General features: G+C 60.3%; 16 protein-coding genes. 12 read left to right on the forward strand and 4 right to left on the reverse strand.

Annotation, left to right across the window (positions count from 1 at the left end; genetic code table 11):
• The 4 genes from tnpC to tnpA (Q2941_RS33015) form a co-directional block, all read right to left on the reverse strand.
• The coding region (gene tnpC / locus Q2941_RS33000; RefSeq protein ID WP_458195022.1) for an IS66 family transposase at positions 1-854 on the reverse strand (854 nt) is incomplete at its 3' end.
• A 69-nt stretch (positions 855-923) separates the two neighbouring features.
• Positions 924-1,277, reverse strand: coding sequence for an IS66 family insertion sequence element accessory protein TnpB (tnpB, locus tag Q2941_RS33005; RefSeq protein ID WP_247833365.1), 354 nt, complete (start codon positions 1,275-1,277; stop codon positions 924-926).
• On the reverse strand, positions 1,271-1,636 hold the full coding sequence (gene tnpA, locus Q2941_RS33010; protein ID WP_458195023.1) for an IS66-like element accessory protein TnpA: 366 nt from the start codon (positions 1,634-1,636) through the stop codon (positions 1,271-1,273). The genes tnpB and tnpA (Q2941_RS33010) overlap by 7 nt, the downstream gene beginning before the upstream one ends.
• 118 nt (positions 1,637-1,754) lie before the next feature.
• Positions 1,755-2,156, reverse strand: coding sequence for an IS66 family insertion sequence element accessory protein TnpA (gene tnpA, locus Q2941_RS33015; protein ID WP_458195024.1), 402 nt, complete (start codon positions 2,154-2,156; stop codon positions 1,755-1,757).
• A gap of 256 nt (positions 2,157-2,412) precedes the next feature.
• Between tnpA (Q2941_RS33015) and Q2941_RS33020 the strand changes: the two genes are divergently transcribed.
• The 12 genes from Q2941_RS33020 to Q2941_RS33075 all read left to right on the forward strand — a co-directional run bounded on the left by Q2941_RS33020 (position 2,413) and on the right by Q2941_RS33075 (position 18,849).
• Positions 2,413-4,164, forward strand: a complete 1,752-nt coding sequence (locus Q2941_RS33020; protein WP_458195026.1) for a relaxase/mobilization nuclease domain-containing protein — start codon at positions 2,413-2,415, stop codon at positions 4,162-4,164.
• Between the two features lie 106 nt (positions 4,165-4,270).
• Positions 4,271-6,271 (forward strand): conjugal transfer protein TraG, encoded by a 2,001-nt coding sequence (locus Q2941_RS33025; protein ID WP_458195027.1) that lies wholly within the window; start codon positions 4,271-4,273, stop codon positions 6,269-6,271.
• Positions 6,272-6,280: 9 nt separating this feature from the next.
• Complete coding sequence (locus Q2941_RS33030; protein ID WP_254107662.1) at positions 6,281-6,718, forward strand: CopG family transcriptional regulator; 438 nt, start codon at positions 6,281-6,283, stop codon at positions 6,716-6,718.
• 192 nt (positions 6,719-6,910) lie between these two features.
• The gene (locus tag Q2941_RS33035) at positions 6,911-7,573 is read left to right on the forward strand and encodes a hypothetical protein (protein ID WP_458195028.1); all 663 of its coding nucleotides are present in this window, start codon (positions 6,911-6,913) and stop codon (positions 7,571-7,573) included.
• Between the two features lie 88 nt (positions 7,574-7,661).
• Positions 7,662-8,978 carry an MFS transporter gene (locus Q2941_RS33040; protein WP_458195059.1) on the forward strand — a complete coding sequence of 439 codons (1,317 nt, stop codon included), beginning with the start codon at positions 7,662-7,664 and terminating at the stop codon, positions 8,976-8,978.
• A gap of 659 nt (positions 8,979-9,637) precedes the next feature.
• Positions 9,638-10,690 carry an NAD(P)-dependent alcohol dehydrogenase gene (locus tag Q2941_RS33045; protein ID WP_371933098.1) on the forward strand — a complete coding sequence of 351 codons (1,053 nt, stop codon included), beginning with the start codon at positions 9,638-9,640 and terminating at the stop codon, positions 10,688-10,690.
• Between the two features lie 1,863 nt (positions 10,691-12,553).
• Positions 12,554-14,224: an aromatic/alkene/methane monooxygenase hydroxylase/oxygenase subunit alpha gene (locus tag Q2941_RS33050; protein ID WP_254107656.1), complete on the forward strand. Its 1,671-nt coding sequence runs from the start codon at positions 12,554-12,556 to the stop codon at positions 14,222-14,224.
• An 83-nt stretch (positions 14,225-14,307) separates the two neighbouring features.
• Positions 14,308-15,348: a 2Fe-2S iron-sulfur cluster-binding protein gene (locus Q2941_RS33055; protein WP_254107654.1), complete on the forward strand. Its 1,041-nt coding sequence runs from the start codon at positions 14,308-14,310 to the stop codon at positions 15,346-15,348.
• Positions 15,349-15,416: 68 nt separating this feature from the next.
• Complete coding sequence (locus Q2941_RS33060) at positions 15,417-16,487, forward strand: aromatic/alkene monooxygenase hydroxylase subunit beta (RefSeq protein ID WP_254107652.1); 1,071 nt, start codon at positions 15,417-15,419, stop codon at positions 16,485-16,487.
• Positions 16,488-16,493: 6 nt separating this feature from the next.
• Entirely contained in the window at positions 16,494-16,865 is a 372-nt protein-coding gene (locus Q2941_RS33065; RefSeq protein ID WP_458195029.1) for an MmoB/DmpM family protein, read from the forward strand.
• Between the two features lie 119 nt (positions 16,866-16,984).
• A complete protein-coding gene (locus Q2941_RS33070) occupies positions 16,985-18,007 on the forward strand; it encodes an amidohydrolase family protein (protein ID WP_458195030.1) in 1,023 nt (340 codons plus the stop codon).
• Between the two features lie 5 nt (positions 18,008-18,012).
• On the forward strand, positions 18,013-18,849 hold the full coding sequence (locus tag Q2941_RS33075; RefSeq protein ID WP_256575881.1) for a metal-sulfur cluster assembly factor: 837 nt from the start codon (positions 18,013-18,015) through the stop codon (positions 18,847-18,849).
• Positions 18,850-18,914: the final 65 nt, after the last annotated feature.

Genomic DNA, 18,914 nt, shown 5'->3' on the forward strand with positions numbered 1-18,914 from the left:
CGCTCGGCCTTGCGGTCAGGCGCAAACAGATAGACCGCCGCCGGCGGCTCAGGCCCGCACCACGGCCGCTGTTCGCGAGCATAGACCCAAAGACGCCCGGTCTTCGTCCGTCCCCGGCCGGGATCGGGCGTGTCGTCGGCGAACAGATGATCGGAAGCAAACACGTTCTTGCACAACCGTTCGTGCAGGGCTTCCAGCCACCAGCATGCGCCACCAACCCAGCCGGCCAGCGTCGAGCGGCTGAGATCGACACCATGTCGGGCAAAGATCTGCGACTGCCGATAAAGCGGGGTGTGGTCGCAGTACTTGCTGACCAGCACCTGCGCGAGCAGCGCCGGCGATGCCAGGCCACCCGCAATCGGCCGCTCCGGCGCGGCCGCCTGCACCACCTTGTTGCAGGAGCGACACGCGTACTTTGGGCGAGCGAAGCGCACGACACGAAGTTGTGCCGGTACCCAGTCCAGCATTTCACCGACGCTCTCGCCGATGGCATGCAATGTCCCGCCGCAGCAAGCGCAGACCCTGTCCTCGACATCGAGCACGATGTCTTCGCGAGGCAGATGAGCGGGCAACGGCTTGCGCCGCGACGGCGCATCCGGGTTGTCCGTAACGACCGTTGGACGGCTCTCCCTGATGCGGCCGATATCACTGTCGATATCCTCCAGACCGAGCGCCAGTTGGTCAGGGTCGATGCGTTCGGAACGGCGCCCGAACTGCATTCGCTGGAGCTGTTTGATGATCGACTGGAGACGCTCGATCTCGCCGCCTTTGTGCTCCATCGCCGTGGCGATATCGCGCACCAGGCGCTGCAGAAGCACTGTATCTGTCGGGAGATTATCGAGATCGAGCTGCATGTTCGATTCTACTCGAGCACGCTGATTCGAAGAAGCAACTTCGCCTTGTTTGATGCGGGTCTGTGTGATTCACCCAGCGAGAACTGGCTTCCACACACGTTCGGGTGCGCGCCAGTCGATGCCTTCGATCAACATCGCAAGCTGTGCCGGTGTCAGCGTGATCGAGCCGTCGTAACCTGCCATCACCGGCCAGACAAAGCGACCCTGGTCGATCCGCTTGGTGAACAGGCAAAGACCATTGCCGTCCCAGAACAGGACCTTCAACATCGATGCCTTCTTACCGCGGAAGGCAAACAGATGGCCCGAGAACGGATCTTTCTTCAGCACTTCCTGGACCAACATGGCGAGGCCATCTATGCCTTTCCTCATGTCCGTGTAGCCAAGCGCCAGGTGCACTTTCACGCCAGCAGGAACAATCAGCATGGCGTGATCTCTCCGCTCTCAACACGCGCCCGCACAACATCGGGATCGCTGCCGACGGGCGCAAAGACACGCCGCCCATCAGGCAGATCAACAGCCATCATTCCTTCCGGCGGTCGTAGATCGAGAGCGGCCGTCGTGTCGTCCGCCAGCGCGACGGAAGCAAGCCTTGCGCGCTTCTTCTGCGCCACGCCGAACTCCACCCGCCAGCGGAATAGCAATCCCGTGACGATGCCGTGCTTTCGGGCGACGCCGGAGACCGTGGCGCCCGGCTGCTCGGTTTCCATCACGATCGCAAACTTCTGTTCGTCGCTGAAGAAGCGTCGGGCCGACGTCGCGGGCGTGGTCGGAGCGTCGTTCACGCCTTCTGTCAAGCTGCTTCTGGAGGTCGATTCCTTAGCACTAGTGCTAGCGACGGGGCGGGCGGAGGGGTGAAGATGCGCACGCCAGTCGATTTCGACCTCGCCGTCGTCCAACCGATCACGCCACGTGCGCAGCGCGTAAGGCGAAAGCGACAGCGCCGCAGCGTATTCGCACACCCATGCCGCTCCAATTCATCGCCTCCACATGCATCGCCCAGAACGCTTGCATGGCGCGATTGCGCACGTCCGTGCTGATGCCAAACGCTTGCCGGCGGCGTTTTCGCAGCCCTTTCTCCCGCTCTTCGCGGCGCTTCTCGCGACGCAATTCCGTCTGATATTCCGTGAGCTTGCGTGCAGCTTCCTCGCCAGCAAGAACCTTGAGCCAGCGCGTGAACGTGCCCTCGTCCAGCCGATGCTGACGGCAATACGCCTTGCGCGAAGTGCCGCTGCGCCGCCAGGCCTCGATGTGAATCGACCACGATTCGCGCCTGGCTTTGTTCTGGAAATGTTTTGGACCCACCGGAGATTCTCCAGTGCAGCAGAGAACCCGAAATGGAACGAGAACACACCATCGAAAAGTCGTGCAGGATTCGGACGCTTACAGCCGACCGGGGATGGCAAGGGAAAAGGCCGGCCGTCGGTCCGGCCTATGTGGTTGGTTGTATTGGGGGATATGGTCATGCGGGCGATGCCTCCTGCTGGCGCTTTCCGCAAGTTCTCGAGCGCAATCAATGCCTCGCGCGCCATACACCTGCGCAAGAGCAAGATTCTCAGCCGTGACGTCACGTGATAACGACCTGCGGATCCGCCCCGGCCGCATCCACCACGGCAACCGCGGGGCCAAGCGCCCGAAGAGCTTTGTCGGGGAGGTGATGCGATCTGCAAAGAGGGCGGGTCACGTCGGCAACAGTTTCCGGTCAAGCCCGGCCCACAGTCGTTCCCACTTCGGGCGCGGCCGTCGCGCGGCAGTCTCGATCCGCCTGCGCTCGAATGCCCGGCGGGTCGTGACGAAGGCACGCGTTGTGCGTCACAAGGGCTCGCGTTTTCGGTCGGCACCCCTGCCCAAGCACATGGCCTATCTCAAGCGTGATGGCGTAACGCGTGAGGGCGAAGCCGCGGGCATGTTTGACCAGACTTCTGATGCGGCGGACGAGCGAGCCTTCGCCGCACGCTGTGAAGAGGATCGTCATCACTTCCGGTTCATCGTCTCGCCCGAGGACGGCGCCGCGCTGGGGGACCTCAAGACATTCACGCGCGCGCTGATGCGTGACGTTGAGAAGGATCTCGGAACCAGGCTCGACTGGATCGCGGTCGATCATTGGAATACGGACAACCCGCATGTCCACATCCTCATCCGTGGGCGTGCTGATGACGGTCAGGACCTCGTGATCAGCCGCGAGTACGTCAGCCGCGGCCTTCGTGATCGGGCAGCGGACCGAGTTACGCTTGAGCTGGGGCTGCGCAGCGAGGACGAGATTCGCGCAAGCCTTGAGCGGGAGGTCGATGCGGAGCGCTGGACCAGCCTCGACCGTGCGCTGCGGGACATCTCCGACGCGAATGGGGGAGTGGCAGATCTCAGGCCGGGCCTGGATATCCAGGATACCGACCTGCGCAGCCTGCTGCTTGGCAGGGCCGCCAAGCTGGAGCGCCTTGGCTTGGCAGAGCCCGCAGGCCCCGCCTGTTGGACCTTGAAGCCTGGCCTTGACCAGGCGCTTCGCCAGATCGGCATGCGCGGTGACATCATCAAGACGATGCACCAGGCCTTAAGCGGGGCTGGTCGCGAGCCGGACATCAGCACTTTTGCCCTGCACGGCGAGGAGCCCACGGATCCAGTGCTCGGCCGATTCGTCCAACGCGGTCTCGACGATGAGCTCAAAGGGACCGCTTATGCGATCGTCGCCGGTATCGATGGTCGTATGCACCACCTACGCTTCGGCGATATCGAGATGACCGGCGATGCGCCGGCTGGCGCCATCGTCGAGGCACGCGCCTACGATGATGCGAACGGGCGCCGGCGCGTGTCGCTCGCCATCCGGTCGGACCTGACCATCGACGAACAGGTCACCGCGAAGGGCAGCACTTGGCTCGATCGCCAACTCCTCGCCAAGGATCCGCCGCTCAGCCACGGCGGCTTCGGAGCCGAGGTGCGGGAGGCGATGGAGGCCCGCGTCGATCACCTCATCGAGCAGGGCCAGGCCCGCCGGCAGGGGCAGCGCGTGCTGTTCGCACGCGACTTGCTCGCGACATTGCGGCGTCGAGAACTGCAGGACGCGACCGCCAAGCTTGCCGCTGAAACGGGGCTTGACCACCGCTTGGCTGCTGAGGGCGATCATGTTGTAGGCGTGTACAGACAGCGGGTGACCCTTGCCTCGGGCCGCTTTGCCCTGATCGATGATGGCCTCGGTTTCCAGCTCGTGCCATGGCGGCCGGCTTTGGAGCAGCATCTCGGAAAGCAGGTGACAGGCGTCATGATGCCAGGCGGCAGGGTCGATTGGGATTTTGGTCGTAAACGCGGACTGGGCCTCTAGCGCCATCGCCCGGATACTCTGTCCGATTTCTGCGCAGGGACCGCACAACGCACCCTTGGGTCGTCTTGTCCTTGATGTCGCGCGGGTAGCCTGCTGCATCTCTGCTATGTCGACAACCAAAGTGCTTTGGGGCCAGATCACGCTCGTCCTTGCCATCGTGCTCATCACCACGTGGGCAGCGACGCAATGGGTTGCCTGGAGGCTGGGATTCCAGCCGCGACTCGGGCCCCCCTGGTTTGAGCTCGGCATGCCCATCTACCTTCCGCCCGCCTTCTTCTGGTGGTGGTACGCATACGATGCCTATGCTCCCAAGATCTTCGTCGAGGGGGCCTGCATCGCGGCGTCCGGCGGGGTGATCTCGATCATGGTCGCCTTCGGAATGTCGATCTGGCGAGCGCAGGAGGCACAGACCGCGGCCACCTATGGCTCTGCCCGATGGGCAATGCAGAATGAAATTCGCGGCGCGCAGCTCCTGGGGCCGGACGGTGTCGTGCTCGGTCGTTTTGATCGCTACTACCTTCGACACGATGGCCCCGAGCACGTGCTCTGCTTCGCGCCCACGCGATCGGGCAAGGGCGTCGGTCTCGTGGTGCCGACGCTTCTGACGTGGCCGGGCAGTTGCATCGTCCATGACATCAAGGGCGAGAACTGGCATCTGACATCAGGTTTCCGCGCCCGCCATGGAAAGGTCGTGCTGTTCGATCCGACCAACCGCAACTCGGCAGCCTATAACCCTCTCCTGGAGGTACGCCGCGGGGAGTGGGAAGTTCGGGACGTCCAGAACATTGCCGACGTGTTGGTCGATCCGGAAGGTGCCTTGGAACGGCGCAACCATTGGGAGAAGACCAGTCATTCCCTGCTGGTAGGCGCGATCCTGCACGTCCTTTATGCCGAGCCAGACAAGACCTTAGCGGGTGTCGCAAAATTCCTGTCGGATCCCAAGCGTCCGATCGAGGCGACCTTGCGCGCGATGATGTCGACGACTCATCTTGGCGATGCCGGCGTTCACCCGGTTATCGCCTCTGCGGCGCGAGAGCTTCTGAACAAAAGCGACAACGAACGCTCTGGCGTGCTTTCAACTGCGATGTCGTTCCTTGGGCTCTACCGTGATCCAGTTGTGGCGCAGGTAACGCGCCACAGCGACTGGCGGATCCGCGACCTGGTGGAGGCAGACCAGGCGACTACCCTTTACCTCGTCGTACCGCCATCCGACATCAGCCGGACCAAGCCACTCGTGCGGCTGATCCTCAACCAGATCGGCCGCCGCTTGACGGAGGATTTGAACGCGATGGGACGTCGGCATCGTCTGCTGTTGATGCTCGACGAGTTTCCGGCTCTCGGCAGGCTGGATTTCTTCGAGTCAGCGCTCGCGTTCATGGCTGGCTACGGGCTCAAGAGTTTCTTGATCGCCCAGTCCCTGAATCAAATCGAGAAGGCCTATGGCCCGAACAATTCGATCCTCGACAACTGCCACGTCCGGGTGTCCTTCGCCAGCAACGACGAACGTACCGCCCGGCGCGTGTCGGAGGCGCTGGGAACAGCGACCGAATTGCGCGCCATGAAGAACTATGCCGGCCATAGGTTGAGCCCGTGGCTCGGTCATCTCATGGTGTCGCGGCAGGAGACAGCACGTCCGCTTCTGACGCCCGGCGAGGTGATGCAGCTACCACCGGACGACGAGTTGATCCTGGTCTCGGGGTGTCCACCGATTTGTGCGAAGAAGGCGCGCTATTACGAAGACCCACAATTCCGCGGGCGAGTGCTTGCACCGGCTCTATCCGGGACTGTTGAGAACCTCGTCCGATCGCCCGACGACGACTGGAGCAAGCTGCCCCTGCCGGGCAACTCGCGCGGCGGTCAGATGCCACTTGCTCACGGCAAGGACGGCAAGTCCGCGGACGATCCGGCCAATGGCGGCATCAGGCGAGAGCCGGAGCTTCCCGAGCACGAAGACGTGGCGCCAGATCGGACTGCCGTGAAAGCTGAGTTCGAGTTCACCGACGAGGATTCCGATGATGACATCCAGCGCGCAAGCGAATTACGTCACGCAGCCGCCGGCGTCGCCCGTCAGGCGGCGATGGATCCTGATGATGGCCTTGATCTCTAAGGTGAGGCGATGCGGAGCAAACATACATTTCGCCTGCCCCCCGATCTTGCCAGCCAGTTAGCGGACTACGCGAACCGGAAGCGAGTGCCACAGGCCCTCGTCGTCGAATCGGCGCTGTCATCATTCCTGTCTCCGGATGGCTCCGAGCGCATGGAAGCGGCCCTCGGCCGGCGATTGGACCGGCTGACGCGCCAGGTCGAGCGCCTCGAGCGTCACGTGACGATCTCGAATGAAGCGCTGGCGTTGTTCGTTCGCTTCTGGCTGACGGCGACCCCACCCCTGCCGGATACCGCACAACCTGCTGCACAGGCCAAGGGGCGCGAGCGCTATGAAGGGTTCATTGAAGCGTTGGGTCGGCGGCTCGCACGAGGCCAGAGCTTAGCGCAGGAAATCACCTTGGACGTCGAGCCGCGTGTTCGCTCGAGCGACAAACCTGATCCGGCCTGAGCGCCCGCCGCTTCTTTCTTATCCTACGCCAGATTGCGACATCGATGCCTGTGCGGTTGAAGCAATAACGGAACTTCTCCTTCTGTGACCCTGCAGCCCTCGAAGACGGCTCATTCGTTCGATCGGATCTCGCCTCGCTGATTGCGAGCGCGAGCTGCACCGATCGATCTAGTTGCACGAGGAGGGGAGATCATGACGGTCGAAGTCGAACGCGACGGACAGGTCAGCCTGAGTTTGGATCAAACAGAGGCGAACACTTCGCCGATCCCGCCTCGAACCAGAAAGCTCAGCGTTCAGCTCTCTGAGACGGTTTTCGAACGGTTGGAAGCTGCAACCGGCCGGCTGGGCGCCGGCAAGAGCACGGTCGTACAGGCCGCTCTCGAACGTTTCCTGAATCAGGCTCCGCAGGTGGAAGTAATGGTGCACGAAGCCTTCCATCGGATCGGCGATCAGATTGAACGCCTGGAGAGCGAACTTGCGATCATCGCCGAGACGGTCGCGTTGCACGTCCGCTATCACGTCACGGTGACGCCGCCGATGCCGCCTTCGCAACAGGGCGACGCGTGTGTGCTGGGCTATCGGCGGTTCAAGGCCCTGGCCGAGCAGGTTGATCGGCGTGTGCGCTCGGGCCGGCCGCTGATGCGGGAGACGATCGCCAGTCTCAGTATGACCGAGCGCGACGTCCCTCCGCCTGAGCGCGATGGGGAAACCGTGTCCGGTCGTTCAGAAGATCAGGCCGATATCCTCCAGGACGCCGCTCCAGACGTGGAATCCAAGCAGACGGCTGCCGTCCAGGAGGACGGCAGCAACCGCAACTTTCGAAATTTACCAAACGCGTTCTGCAGACTCGACTGAGTCGGCTGGAAGGAGGGCAAGCCAGGTCCCGCTCGTCCCATCTGCCGCACCCACAATCCCCGAGGCAAGTGCCGCGGGGCGACTTCCAATATCGCGGTTGATACTCGGCGTTTTTCTGCCGTTTGCGGCAGGCTACTATCTCTCCTTTCTGTTCCGAACGATCAATACGCTGATCTCTGAACCACTATCGGTGGACCTTGGTCTGAATGCCGGTAGTCTCGGGCTGCTAACATCAGTGTATTTCCTGATCTTCGGGGCCGCGCAGATTCCTATCGGAGTCTTGTTGGATCGTTTTGGTCCGCGCCGGGTCCAGAGCGCGTTGATGCTGGCCGCGGCCCTAGGGGCCGCTCTGTTCGGTGCCTCGACCGGATTCCTGTCGCTCTTGCTCGCCCGCGCAATGATTGGGCTCGGCGTCGCGGCCGCATTGATGGCTGGGCTGAAGGCGATCGTCCTCTGGTTTCCCAGAGAACGGGTCGCGCTGATGAACGGCTACATGATTATGCTGGGTGCTTTGGGTGCGGTGACGGCAACCCGACCTGCCGAATGGTTGCTGAACTCGACGGGTTGGCGCGGAATATTCGAGGTTTTGGCGATCACAACGCTCGCAGCCGCCCTTCTGATCTTTCTAGCGGTCCCGGAAAGCAAGATTGCACAGCAAGCGCGACCGGCCGGACTTCGGCTGGAAGCGATCTTTACGGATCGCCGTTTCTGGCGAATTGCACCTCTTTCGGCGAGCTGCGTTGGGTCGGCTTGGTCGTTGCAGGCATTGTGGGCCGCGCCCTGGCTCAGGGATGTCGAGGGACTGAACCGCGAAACCTTGGTGACCCAATTGTTCGTCACGGCGATTGGCGTATGCGCCGGCGCCTTGCTGCTGGGCACGATTGCCGACCGGTTGCGAAGACGTGGTATCGGTTCGGAAACGCTGCTCGCAGTGATGGCGTTACTGTTCATCTTGGCTGAGCTCACGCTGATCCTGCGTCTACCGCTCCCGTCGATGTTGCCATGGTCAGTGGTTGCCGTTGTTGGCGCCGCCACTGTCCTTAGCTACGCGACAATTGCAGAATACTTTCCAGCCGAGCTCGCGGCTCGCGCCAATGGAAGCCTAAACGTCTTGCATTTCGGGTGGGCCTTCGCGGTTCAGTGTGGAACTGGACTCATACTCGAGCAATGGCCCGTTCAAGATGGGCACTATCCACTGATAGCCTACCAAGTTGCCTTCGGGTTGAGCGTTGCCGTACAGGTCGCGTCGCTGGCTTGGTTTGGCGTTTCCTGGGTTCGAGAATTAGGTGGCAGGACCGTCAGATCCCTCTTGCATCACCGCTCGCGACAAGGTGCTTCGTTTGAAGTAACCGCTCCGCCTAGCGATATCCCGATCATGGAGGCGCACGAAGACACGGAATGGTAACGTCTGTCGCTTCTATGAGGGCGCAGGTCTTGGAATCGGAGGCCCTGTAGGTGCAGCGATAGGCGCCGCCATCGGCTTATCGCTCGGATTCGGCACAACACAAGGCGTTGTTTTTGCGATCAGTAGAGCGGTCGCAGATAAGGCCGACGACAATGACGGCGGAGACACGATTTGCAACCTGATCTTGCACAAGCACGGCATCGCTCCGGCCACGGCACGAGGAAAGATGGCGCTTGCGCCGTCGATGAAAACGACGGAACGGGGCTCCTCCAAACCGCGAAATCTAAGTGATTGTTTTGAATCAACTTCTTAAGCGGTGTGGAGAGGGAGTTCGTTTGTAGCTACGGTGACAAGCTACGGATGACACTCCAACCCACTCCAACTACGGCAGCTCCTGGTGCGCAAGCAGACCAGAGAGCACTCCTGGGTTGTTTGGGGGTAGGACAGGGAAGGGACGACCCGATACCCGGGCAGAGCTTGTTCCGAAATCTTCGGCCGTTCGGAGATCTGGACCACGCGCCAAGCTGCTACATCGACGCGCGGCTTGCCGATTGTTGGAACGGTCGTTTGCGCTGCAATAACAAATTCACTGGCACGAAAAATGCTGAGCCGCCTCGGCGATGGCGAGCGCGAAGTTCGCCGGGCAGACGGAGGACAACATGAGAGCCCAAGTATTGAGAGCGTATGACGAAAAGCTGTCCAACGATCGGTGGGTCAGCGAGGAAAAAGTGCCGGATCCCAAGCTAACCAAATCGACGGACGTCATCGTCCGTATCGGCGGCGCTGGCGTATGTAGGACTGACCTTCATATTATTGAAGGCGTCTGGAAACCGCATATGGATCCAACCGGCGATAAACTGCTACCCATCATCATGGGACACGAAAATGCGGGCTGGATCGAAGAGGTTGGCAAGGAAGTTGAGGGCCTGAAGAAAGGTGACCCGGTTATCGTTCATCCGAAGATCACCGGCGGCACGTGTCTCGCCTGTCGCCGTGGCTTCGACATGCACGGTCCCGGCACGTTTCCGGGTCTCGATTGCAACGGCGGCTACGCAGAATTCTTATGCACCTCGGAACGAAATATCGTGCCGCTGCCGCGGACACTTGCTCCGAAGGATGTAGCGCCCTACGCGGATGCGGGCCTTACGGCCTATCGCGCAATCAAGAAGGCCACGCGTCACCTTTTGCCAGGCGAATTCTGCGTCGTTATCGGAGCGGGTGGGTTAGGCCACATCGGAATCCAATGCCTCAAGGCAATGTGTGCTGCCGACGTTATCGTGGTCGACAAGTCCGAAGCGTCGCTGAAATTGGCCGAAAAGTCCGGCGCCGATCATCTGGTGAAAGCTGACGGCAACGAAGTGGCAGCATTGCTGGCTCTGACTGCCGGAAACGGCGCGGAAGCGGTGATCGATTTCGTCGGCGAGAAGGGCACGACATCCAAAGGCCTGGCGATGACCCGTCCGATGGGCAGCTATTACGTCGTTGGCTATGGTGAGGACATCCGTGTTCCGACCGTCGACATGGTGATTACCGAGAAAAACATCATCGGAAATCTGGTCGGCACATGGGCCGAGCTAACGGAGTTGATGGCCCTCGCGGATCGAGGTTTGGTTGAACTCGCCACCGCCGAGTATCGCCTGGCGGATGCGAACAAGGCGTTGCACGATCTCAACGCCGGCAAGATTCATGGACGCGCTGTTTTAATTCCTTGATTCAGAACCACGTCATCCATCGCGAGAATGCACTTCTCGCGGTGGATTTGACGGCCCTCCGTCTGTCCAGGTGACCGCACACAGACTGCTCATGTTGCGGCGCAAACGCTGCGAGTGCTGGACGGGTACCCCGCGCGGTTCGCACAAAGTCTCATTTTGCGTCGTCGTCGCAATCTGCAACGCGACCGGTCTCAGGGCGACACCCGCAATCATCCAATGTCGCCCAGCTCTGTCTTCTGCTGCTCAGAAGACGATCCGAAAGAAGCCCTCGAACGATCTGGCACGGCCGTTGCACACCTCCTTGCAGGTACTCGCCGGCGAAGCACACCGATACGGCCAAGAACGAGCCGCTTCGCCTTGAGGCGCACTTCAGAGGCAAACTCTTGCGCCTGGCGTCCGTATCCGCCGCGAGACATTGCAAGCCAACGCCATCGCTGACGCCGCACTTCGCGTGTGGTCGCGGTGCTATGTGGAAGCTCGGAGAATTATTCGCGCGATATCGACAGGAGGCCAGAATGGGCAAGAGCTCCAAGAATCCTCACCACGGTTCAGCGGGTTGCTGCGCCGTCTGCGGCGGAAAGTTTGGGCTTATTCGTTACTACTGCTGGCGCACGGCGCTCTGCTCCAGGAAGTGCGTCGCCCGGTTCAGAGTGCGCAGGGAGGCCGACCATAGATGGCTCCGCTGGTTGCGAGCCGCTTAGGTGTTCAACGATGACATAGTGGCATTGTAATGCTTCGCATTGGGACGCGCCACATGAGGTTCATTCTGGTGAACGGCAGGACGCCATGTCCAAAAACGTTCTGCATGCTTTGCTGTGAGCCAATACATGCAAGCTATCTGAAAGAATTCAGTACCGGATTGCCCTTTTGCGATCATGATTGTTACGCCCTCTATTCCGGCCGCTGGATGTCGAGAGTTGGGCAATCAACGCACTCAGCCGGCGTGGAAGACTATCGCTAGTTCGAGCGGGCGAACAAGGAACCAGCTCGCAACGCGCGGCCGCCGGCATGAGCGAAAGAACGCCGATTGCAAAGTGCGGCCAAGTGATCAATCTAGAGGAGCGCCGAACCATTGGCCCCCGTAGGAGAAGCGCTGCCACGCCGTCGTTTCAATCTCGATGAGATGCACCAGGTCAAGAGCGCGTCATCCAACATGTAGTCTGCTGGTGATCCAGGGATGTGCTGTCGAAAAGTCAGGACCGGTTTCGATCTGCACCTATCGCCGACAAGTGCTTGCTGGCCGGATGAGAGAGGACCTTTAAAAAGTCTGTCTCTGGTCCTCTCAATGCGCCATCGATCAACAGCGAACAAAGTAATTTCGGCATCCAGGCGACCGATCGATATTGCGGCGCAAACATTGCGGTGCAAAATAGGCGCCCATACGCGTCACTGAGATTCTCATTTTGCAATTCGTGTCGCAAATTGCATCTCAGTTAGTCGCGACCCAGGCATTGTGGCCCCTCGGCGTTCGCTCATTTCCCCACTTACTCAATCAGAAATTACTCGGCGGGCCCCCAAAGACGCGCTGGCACGCCCATTGCAAAGCTCTTGGCACAACAACGCCGACTGCTCCGTCTGGGGCGAGCCGCGAAAAGAACGAGGGAAGGGGATGCTCAGCTGAAGGCGCGCTTTCATGCGGGATGGGACAATTGCGATCGGGGGCCGCTGGGTCCGAAGATCGTCCCTGATCATCGCTGGAGGGCTCCACAGTCATCCTATGACCCTTGCCGATATCAAACGTCCGGTCGTGCGAACGGCCGCGAGGTGGCCCGTAACGCACGGGTAAGCACTGCCCGGCCCGTCGAGGTCCTGGGCAGGCGGAATATCGAAGTGGTCTCTGACCCGATCAGGAGGATAGACTAGATGTCTGGAACTTTAACACTCAACAAGATCACCGCTCAGCGCGGCATTTCCGTCGGCGAAGCTGCAAAGAAGATTGCGGATCTCGGGTGGAATCCGTCCTACGTGCAGGAAGCGATGACCTTCCCCACGGACTACAAAATCACGAAGGCGCCGAAGGATCCGATGAAGCAAGTCCTTCGCTCCTACTTCCCGATGCAGGAAGAAAAGGACAACCGCGTGTACGGCGCGCTCGATGCTGCTTTGCGCGGCGACATGTTCCGCAACGTCGAGCCGCGCTGGGTCGAGTGGATGAAGCTCTTCCTGGCGATCATCCCGTTCCCTGAGATCTCCGCTGCGCGGTCCATGGCCATGGTCGGGCGCCTTGCCCCGGGTGAAGATCTGCGCACCGGCTTCACAATGCAGATGGTTGACGAGTTCCGCCACTCGACAATCCAGATGAACCTGAAGAAATGGTACATGGAGAACTACATCGACCCGGCCGGGTTCGACATCACGGAGGAGGCGTTCGGGAAATGCTACGCCACCACCATCGGCCGCCAGTTCGGTGAAGGATTCATCACCGGCGACGCGATCACGTCGGCGAACGTTTACTTGACCGTGGTCGCCGAGACCGCGTTCACGAACACGCTGTTCGTGGCCATGCCATCGGAAGCGGCCCGCAACGGCGACTATGCGCTGCCGACGGTTTTCCTCTCGGTTCAGTCGGACGAGAGCCGCCACATCGGCAACGGCCACTCGATGCTGATGTCGATGCTGAAGGAGCCCGAGAACCATCTTCTGCTCGAGCGCGACATGCGCTACGCGTTCTGGCAGAACCACGCCATCGTGGATGCCGCCATTGGCACCTTCATCGAGTACGGCACCACCAACCGCGACAAGACCAAGGAGTCCTACGCGGAGATGTGGCACCGCTGGATCTTCGAGGACTATTATCGGACCTACATGCTGCCGCTCGAGAAGTACGGCATCAAGATCCATCATGACGACGTTCAGACCGCGTGGAAACGGCTGACCGAGAAGCACTACGTCCACAAGGTCGCGCAGTTCTTTGCGGTCGGCTGGTCAGCGAACTTCTGGCGCATCGAGGCCCAGACCGACAAGGACTTCGAGTGGTTCGAGCACAAGTACCCGGGTTGGTATGCTCAGTTCGGCGAGTTCTGGAAGTGGTACGAGAAGCTATCGCATCGCGGCCAGACCAACATCCTCTTCAACAGCGATGTCGGCTATGTCTATCCGCATCGTTGCTGGTCGTGCCTGGTGCCTTGCCTGATCCGTGAGGATATCGTCACGGATGAGATCGACGGCAAGCTCTACACGTTCGCCCATGAGATCGATCGCTGGACGGCGGTTGAAGCTTTCGCCGGCGAATATGAGGGGCGTCCGACCCCGGCGATGGGACGGTTCAGCGGCCGTCGCGAGTGGGAAAGCGTCTATCACAACGTGGATATCGCCGACGCCATCAAGGATCTGGGCTTCGTGCGTACCGACGGCAAGACCCTGGTCGCCCAGCCGCACCTGCGCTTCGACGAGAAGGAAATGTGGACGCTCGACGATGTCCGCGGCCACATTCTCAAGAGCCCGCTGCTCACCCTGCGGGAGATGAGCCCGGCCGACCGAGAGACGCATCTCGCCGACTATCGCAAGGGATTCACCATCAATCCCTGCAACTAAGCGTGGGAGAAGGAGCCGGCTCCGCTGGCTCCTTCCCTGCCAATCACCGGAAGATTCGCAAGCCTTGGTTTGAGGAGGCCCCTATGGGCGCGCCCGCTAATGTCGTTCGCCTGCACCCCGTAGGCATAGAATTCGAGGTCGAAGAGAACGAAACCGTTCTCGACGCCGCTTTCCGCCAGGGCATCGCACTGCCGCATGGTTGCAAGGAAGGCCAATGCTCAGCATGCAAGTGCGTGCTTACCGGCGGCGATGTGGAGCTGAAGAAATACTCGACGTTCGCCCTCAACGAGATAGAGCGCAGCCAGGACTACATCCTGCTGTGCAGGACGCTGGCCTATTCGGATCTTGAAGTGGAGCTCCTCAACTACGACGAGGAGGTGCTGTCGAAGTCGATCCCCGTCAAGGACTTCACGGGCACAGTCACGAGCATCTCCGCGCTGACCCACGACATTCGGCGGCTCGAAATCTCGCTGGAGCAACCTCTGAAGTTCTGGGCGGGTCAATATGTCGACATCACGCTCCCGGGGGCAGAGACGATTACGCGCTCGTTTTCCATGGCAAATTCGCCGGGCGAAAGCCAAAAACTCGCATTCATCATCAAAAAGTACCCGAACGGACGCTTCTCCTCCCGACTTGACGGAGACCTCGCCGTCGGAACCGAGGTCGGGATCAAGGGACCCTACGGGACCTGCTTCCGGCGAGAAAACAAAACCGGAGCCATGATCCTGGTCGGCGGAGGATCGGGAATGTCGCCGCTGTGGTCGATCCTGCATGATCACATTCGCTCAGGCGAAGTGCGTCCCGTGTATTTCTTCTACGGGGCCCGTACGCAAAACGATCTTTTCTATCTCGATCGATTCAAGGAACTGTCCTCGAAGCATCCGGAGTTTACGTTCGTCCCGGTGCTCTCCCACGCTGTCGACGACGCAACCTGGCATGGAGAAAAGGGTTTCGTGCACGAGGCGGTCGGAGCTCACCTGCGCACTTCCGGATATGGCGAAGACGTCGACGTCTATGCCTGCGGTCCATCGCCCATGATCGAGGCGCTCACGCCGGTGCTGCAGATGAACGATGTCGAGTCTGATCGCGTCTTCTTCGACAAGTTCACACCAGCCAATAACTGAAACTTTAATCGAGATTTTCCGCGTGTCGATCCAGCAAGTGTAAAGCCACCAATGGGAGGAGAAAGACTATGACTGCCGTTCCAAGCGTTTCAGCGGGCTCCGGTGCAGCAGGCGCTGCGGTGTTTCCGGACTCGGACAGCCGCAAATATCGGTACTTCGAGCCGCGCAGCAAGCGAGCGACGCATTACGAGGACGTGACTGTCGACGTTCAGCCCGATCCGGAGCGCTACCTGTTGCAGGACTGGATCATCTCGTTCTCGAACGGGAAGGGTGCCTACACCAAGGACAACACGGCGGCGCTGAGCTCGAATTGGCATGCCTTCCGTGCTCCGGACCAGGAGTGGGAACGGACCCATTACCAGCGGCAGTCCAAGATCGAGGCGATGGTTCAAGCGGTGATCGCCAACGGCCGCAAGTCCGGCGCGCCGAAGTCCTTCGACAAGGCGTGGATCAAGATCCTGCAGAATCATCTCGGTGCGTGGAAGCATGTCGAGTTCGGGCTCGGCACTTCGCTGATGCAAGCTCAGCGTTACGGCTACACCCAGATGATCAACAACGCGACGCTGACCAACTCGTCCTACAAGCTCCGCCTCGCCCAGGATATCACACTCTATCTGGCCGAAATCGGAATGGATATTCCGAGCTTCGACGACGCAGCCGGCAAGCACACCTGGCTCGAGGACAAGGGTTGGCAAGGCACTCGGGAAGCGATCGAGTCGATCATGGGCTCGGCCGATTACCTTGAGCAGTATTTTGCCACCAATATCGTGTTCGAGCCGCTCGTCGGCGAACTGTTCCGTAGTGGCTTCTTGATGCAGGTGGCCTCATCGAATGGGGACTTCATCACGCCGCCCGTCATCTCGGCGGCTGAAGCCGACTACGAGCGCAACCTCGCGAATACGATCGACCTGATGCATCTGCTCGTCACCGACAATCAGCATGCCGCCCACAACAAGAAGCTGTTCCAGGGCTGGGTGAACAAGCATGTGGCGCTTGCCAACAAGGCGGCCGCGGGCCTGCAGCCGATCTGGTCGCAGCCGCATTCGAAGCCGGTGCAGTACGCCGACGCCCGCGCGCAGTCCGTCGAACGCATCAAGAAGATTCTCGGCGAACTCGGCCTCACCCTTCCCAAGGAGTAAATTGCAATGTCCGTTGCTTCCAGAGCTGCGACCAACCAGAACATCTTCCAGAAGATGGGAGACCTTCGTTTCGAACAAACGATTTCCCATCAGTGCGGCGTCACGATGAACGACAGCGTGGAGGCGCGTGCCATCGCCGAGTTCATGGGCAAGAAGCCGAACGTGACCGTGACCTATCAGCCAGCCCTGATCCGCATCGACGGAGAGGGCAAGCTGATCTTCAAGATGGACGAAATCAGCGAGATTCTCGGGAAGGAAATGACAGCCGAGATCTTCGAAGTGAACACCTCAACGCATTACGGCCGAATGGTTCGCATCGACGACAATACGGTGACCCTGTTCGGCAACATGGACGAGGTGTTCGAATACATCGAGTAACCGTTTCTCCCGAGACTGGGTGGGGCTGCATCCACCCAGATTGCAGCTCCACCACTTTCTCGCGCGGTCGGTCGTTTCCGACATCGATGAAAAAGCACCTATAAACTTTGGAGACTATCATGTTCATAACCCCTTCTGGCGAGGACGTGTTCGTCATCGACGGTCACACCCATTTCTGGGACGGCAGCCCGGCGAACCAGCTCAACATTCACGGCAAGCAATTCATTGATTGCTTCTACGCCTATCACACCTCGCTCAGTCCGAAGGACAAGCTCTGGCCGAAGGAGCAGTTCGAGAAATACAGCGCCGAGCAGATGTATCGCGACCTGTTCGTCGATGGCCCGAACGATATGGCCATCGTACAGTCGACCTACCTGACGGAATTCTACAAGAACGGGTTCAACACCATCGACCGCAACGCCGAGATGGCGAAGAAGTACAAGGATCGCTTCATCGTCAATGGCGCGTTTGATCCGCGGGACGGAGAGCGTGCGCTCGAGTACATCCATTACATGAAGGAGACGTTCGGCATCAAGGGCGTCAAGCTCTATACGGCGGAGTGGAAGGGCGATTCGCGGGGCTGGAAGCTCACCGATCCCAACGCCTATCGCTGCTTCGAGCTCTGCGAAAAGCTCGGTATCAAGAACATTCATGTCCACAAAGGGCCGACGATCATCCCGCTGGACAAGGATGCGTTCGATGTCCACGACGTCGATCACGCAGCCACCGACTTCCAGGGGCTGAATTTCATCATCGAGCATTGCGGCTTGCCGCGGCTTGACGATTTCTGTTGGATCGCGGTGCAGGAGACCAACGTCTATGGTGGCCTGGCGGTGGCGCTGCCGTTCATTCACGGCCGCCCGCGGTATTTCGCCGAAGTGATCTCCGAACTCTTGTTCTGGGTCGGCGAAGACAAGCTTCTTTTCGGCAGTGACTACGCCATCTGGACGCCCCGTTGGCTGGTCGAAAAGTTCTGGAACTTCGAGCTGCCCGAGGATCTGAAGCAGGAGCACGGCGTCGATCTCACCCCGCAGGCCAAGAAGAAGATTCTGGGTCTTAACGCCGCGCGCCTTTATGGCGTCGACGTCGAAGCACAGAAGGCGAAGCTTGCGAAAAAAGCTCACGCGGTCGCAGCGGAGTGATGAGGATGGGCGAGGTCCTCCAATATCGTGACCGAAAGACCAGCGAGGTGTGGGCACGCCTCGCAACGGTCACGGATCCCGAGCTAGACGAGTCCGTGACCGACCTTGGGTTCGTCGAACTCATCACCGTGCATGACGATGGCGGAGTCGACATCGTTTTTCGCTTGCCGACCTACTGGTGTTCGGCGAACTTCGCATTCCTCATGGCCGACGACATGCGTCAGGCGGTGTCAGCGCTGCCGTGGGTACGTCATGCGCGACCGCAGCTCCGGGATCACATGGTCGCTCAGGAGATCAACCAGGGCGTCAGCGAGGGGAAGTCATTCGCCGACGCGCTCAAGGAGTTTGCACCTGGAGGCTCTCTTGACGACTTGCGCGAGAAGTTTCGCCGGAAGGCGTTCGAGCGGCGACAGGAGTTCATGATCCTGGCGTTGCGCGGCCTGGGTTACGAGGATCCGGCGATCTGCCGGATGACCATGGGCACCTACGATGGGGTCGACTTCGGGCCGGGAGACGTTTCGCGTCAGAAACTGCGTTATCGTGAGCTTCTGCTTCAACGGCACCTCGCTCATCTCCCCGACGATCGCGCTTTCGTCACTTACGAGGGCGACACCATCAGACGTCACGAGCTGCCCCCGTATCTGCAGCGGCTGCGGGGGGTGCGGATCAATATGGAGTTCAACAGCTCACTATGCAGGGGTCTTCTTGCTGCCCGTTATCGCGAGCTCGGCGGGAGCAGTACGGAACGGACATCTGCATGCGGGGCTTGTGGCAGTGGTTGTTCCGCGCGGACCATCGGGCTGCATGGGGCTACCGAACAACGTACCGTCGCGCCCGCGTGAGGCGCGTCTGCGAGTGCCGAAAAAGGAGCGGTCAGCAAGTCCGCCCGACCTGACAAACAACAGAC

It is taken from the genome of Bradyrhizobium sp. UFLA05-153 (assembly GCF_054185185.1).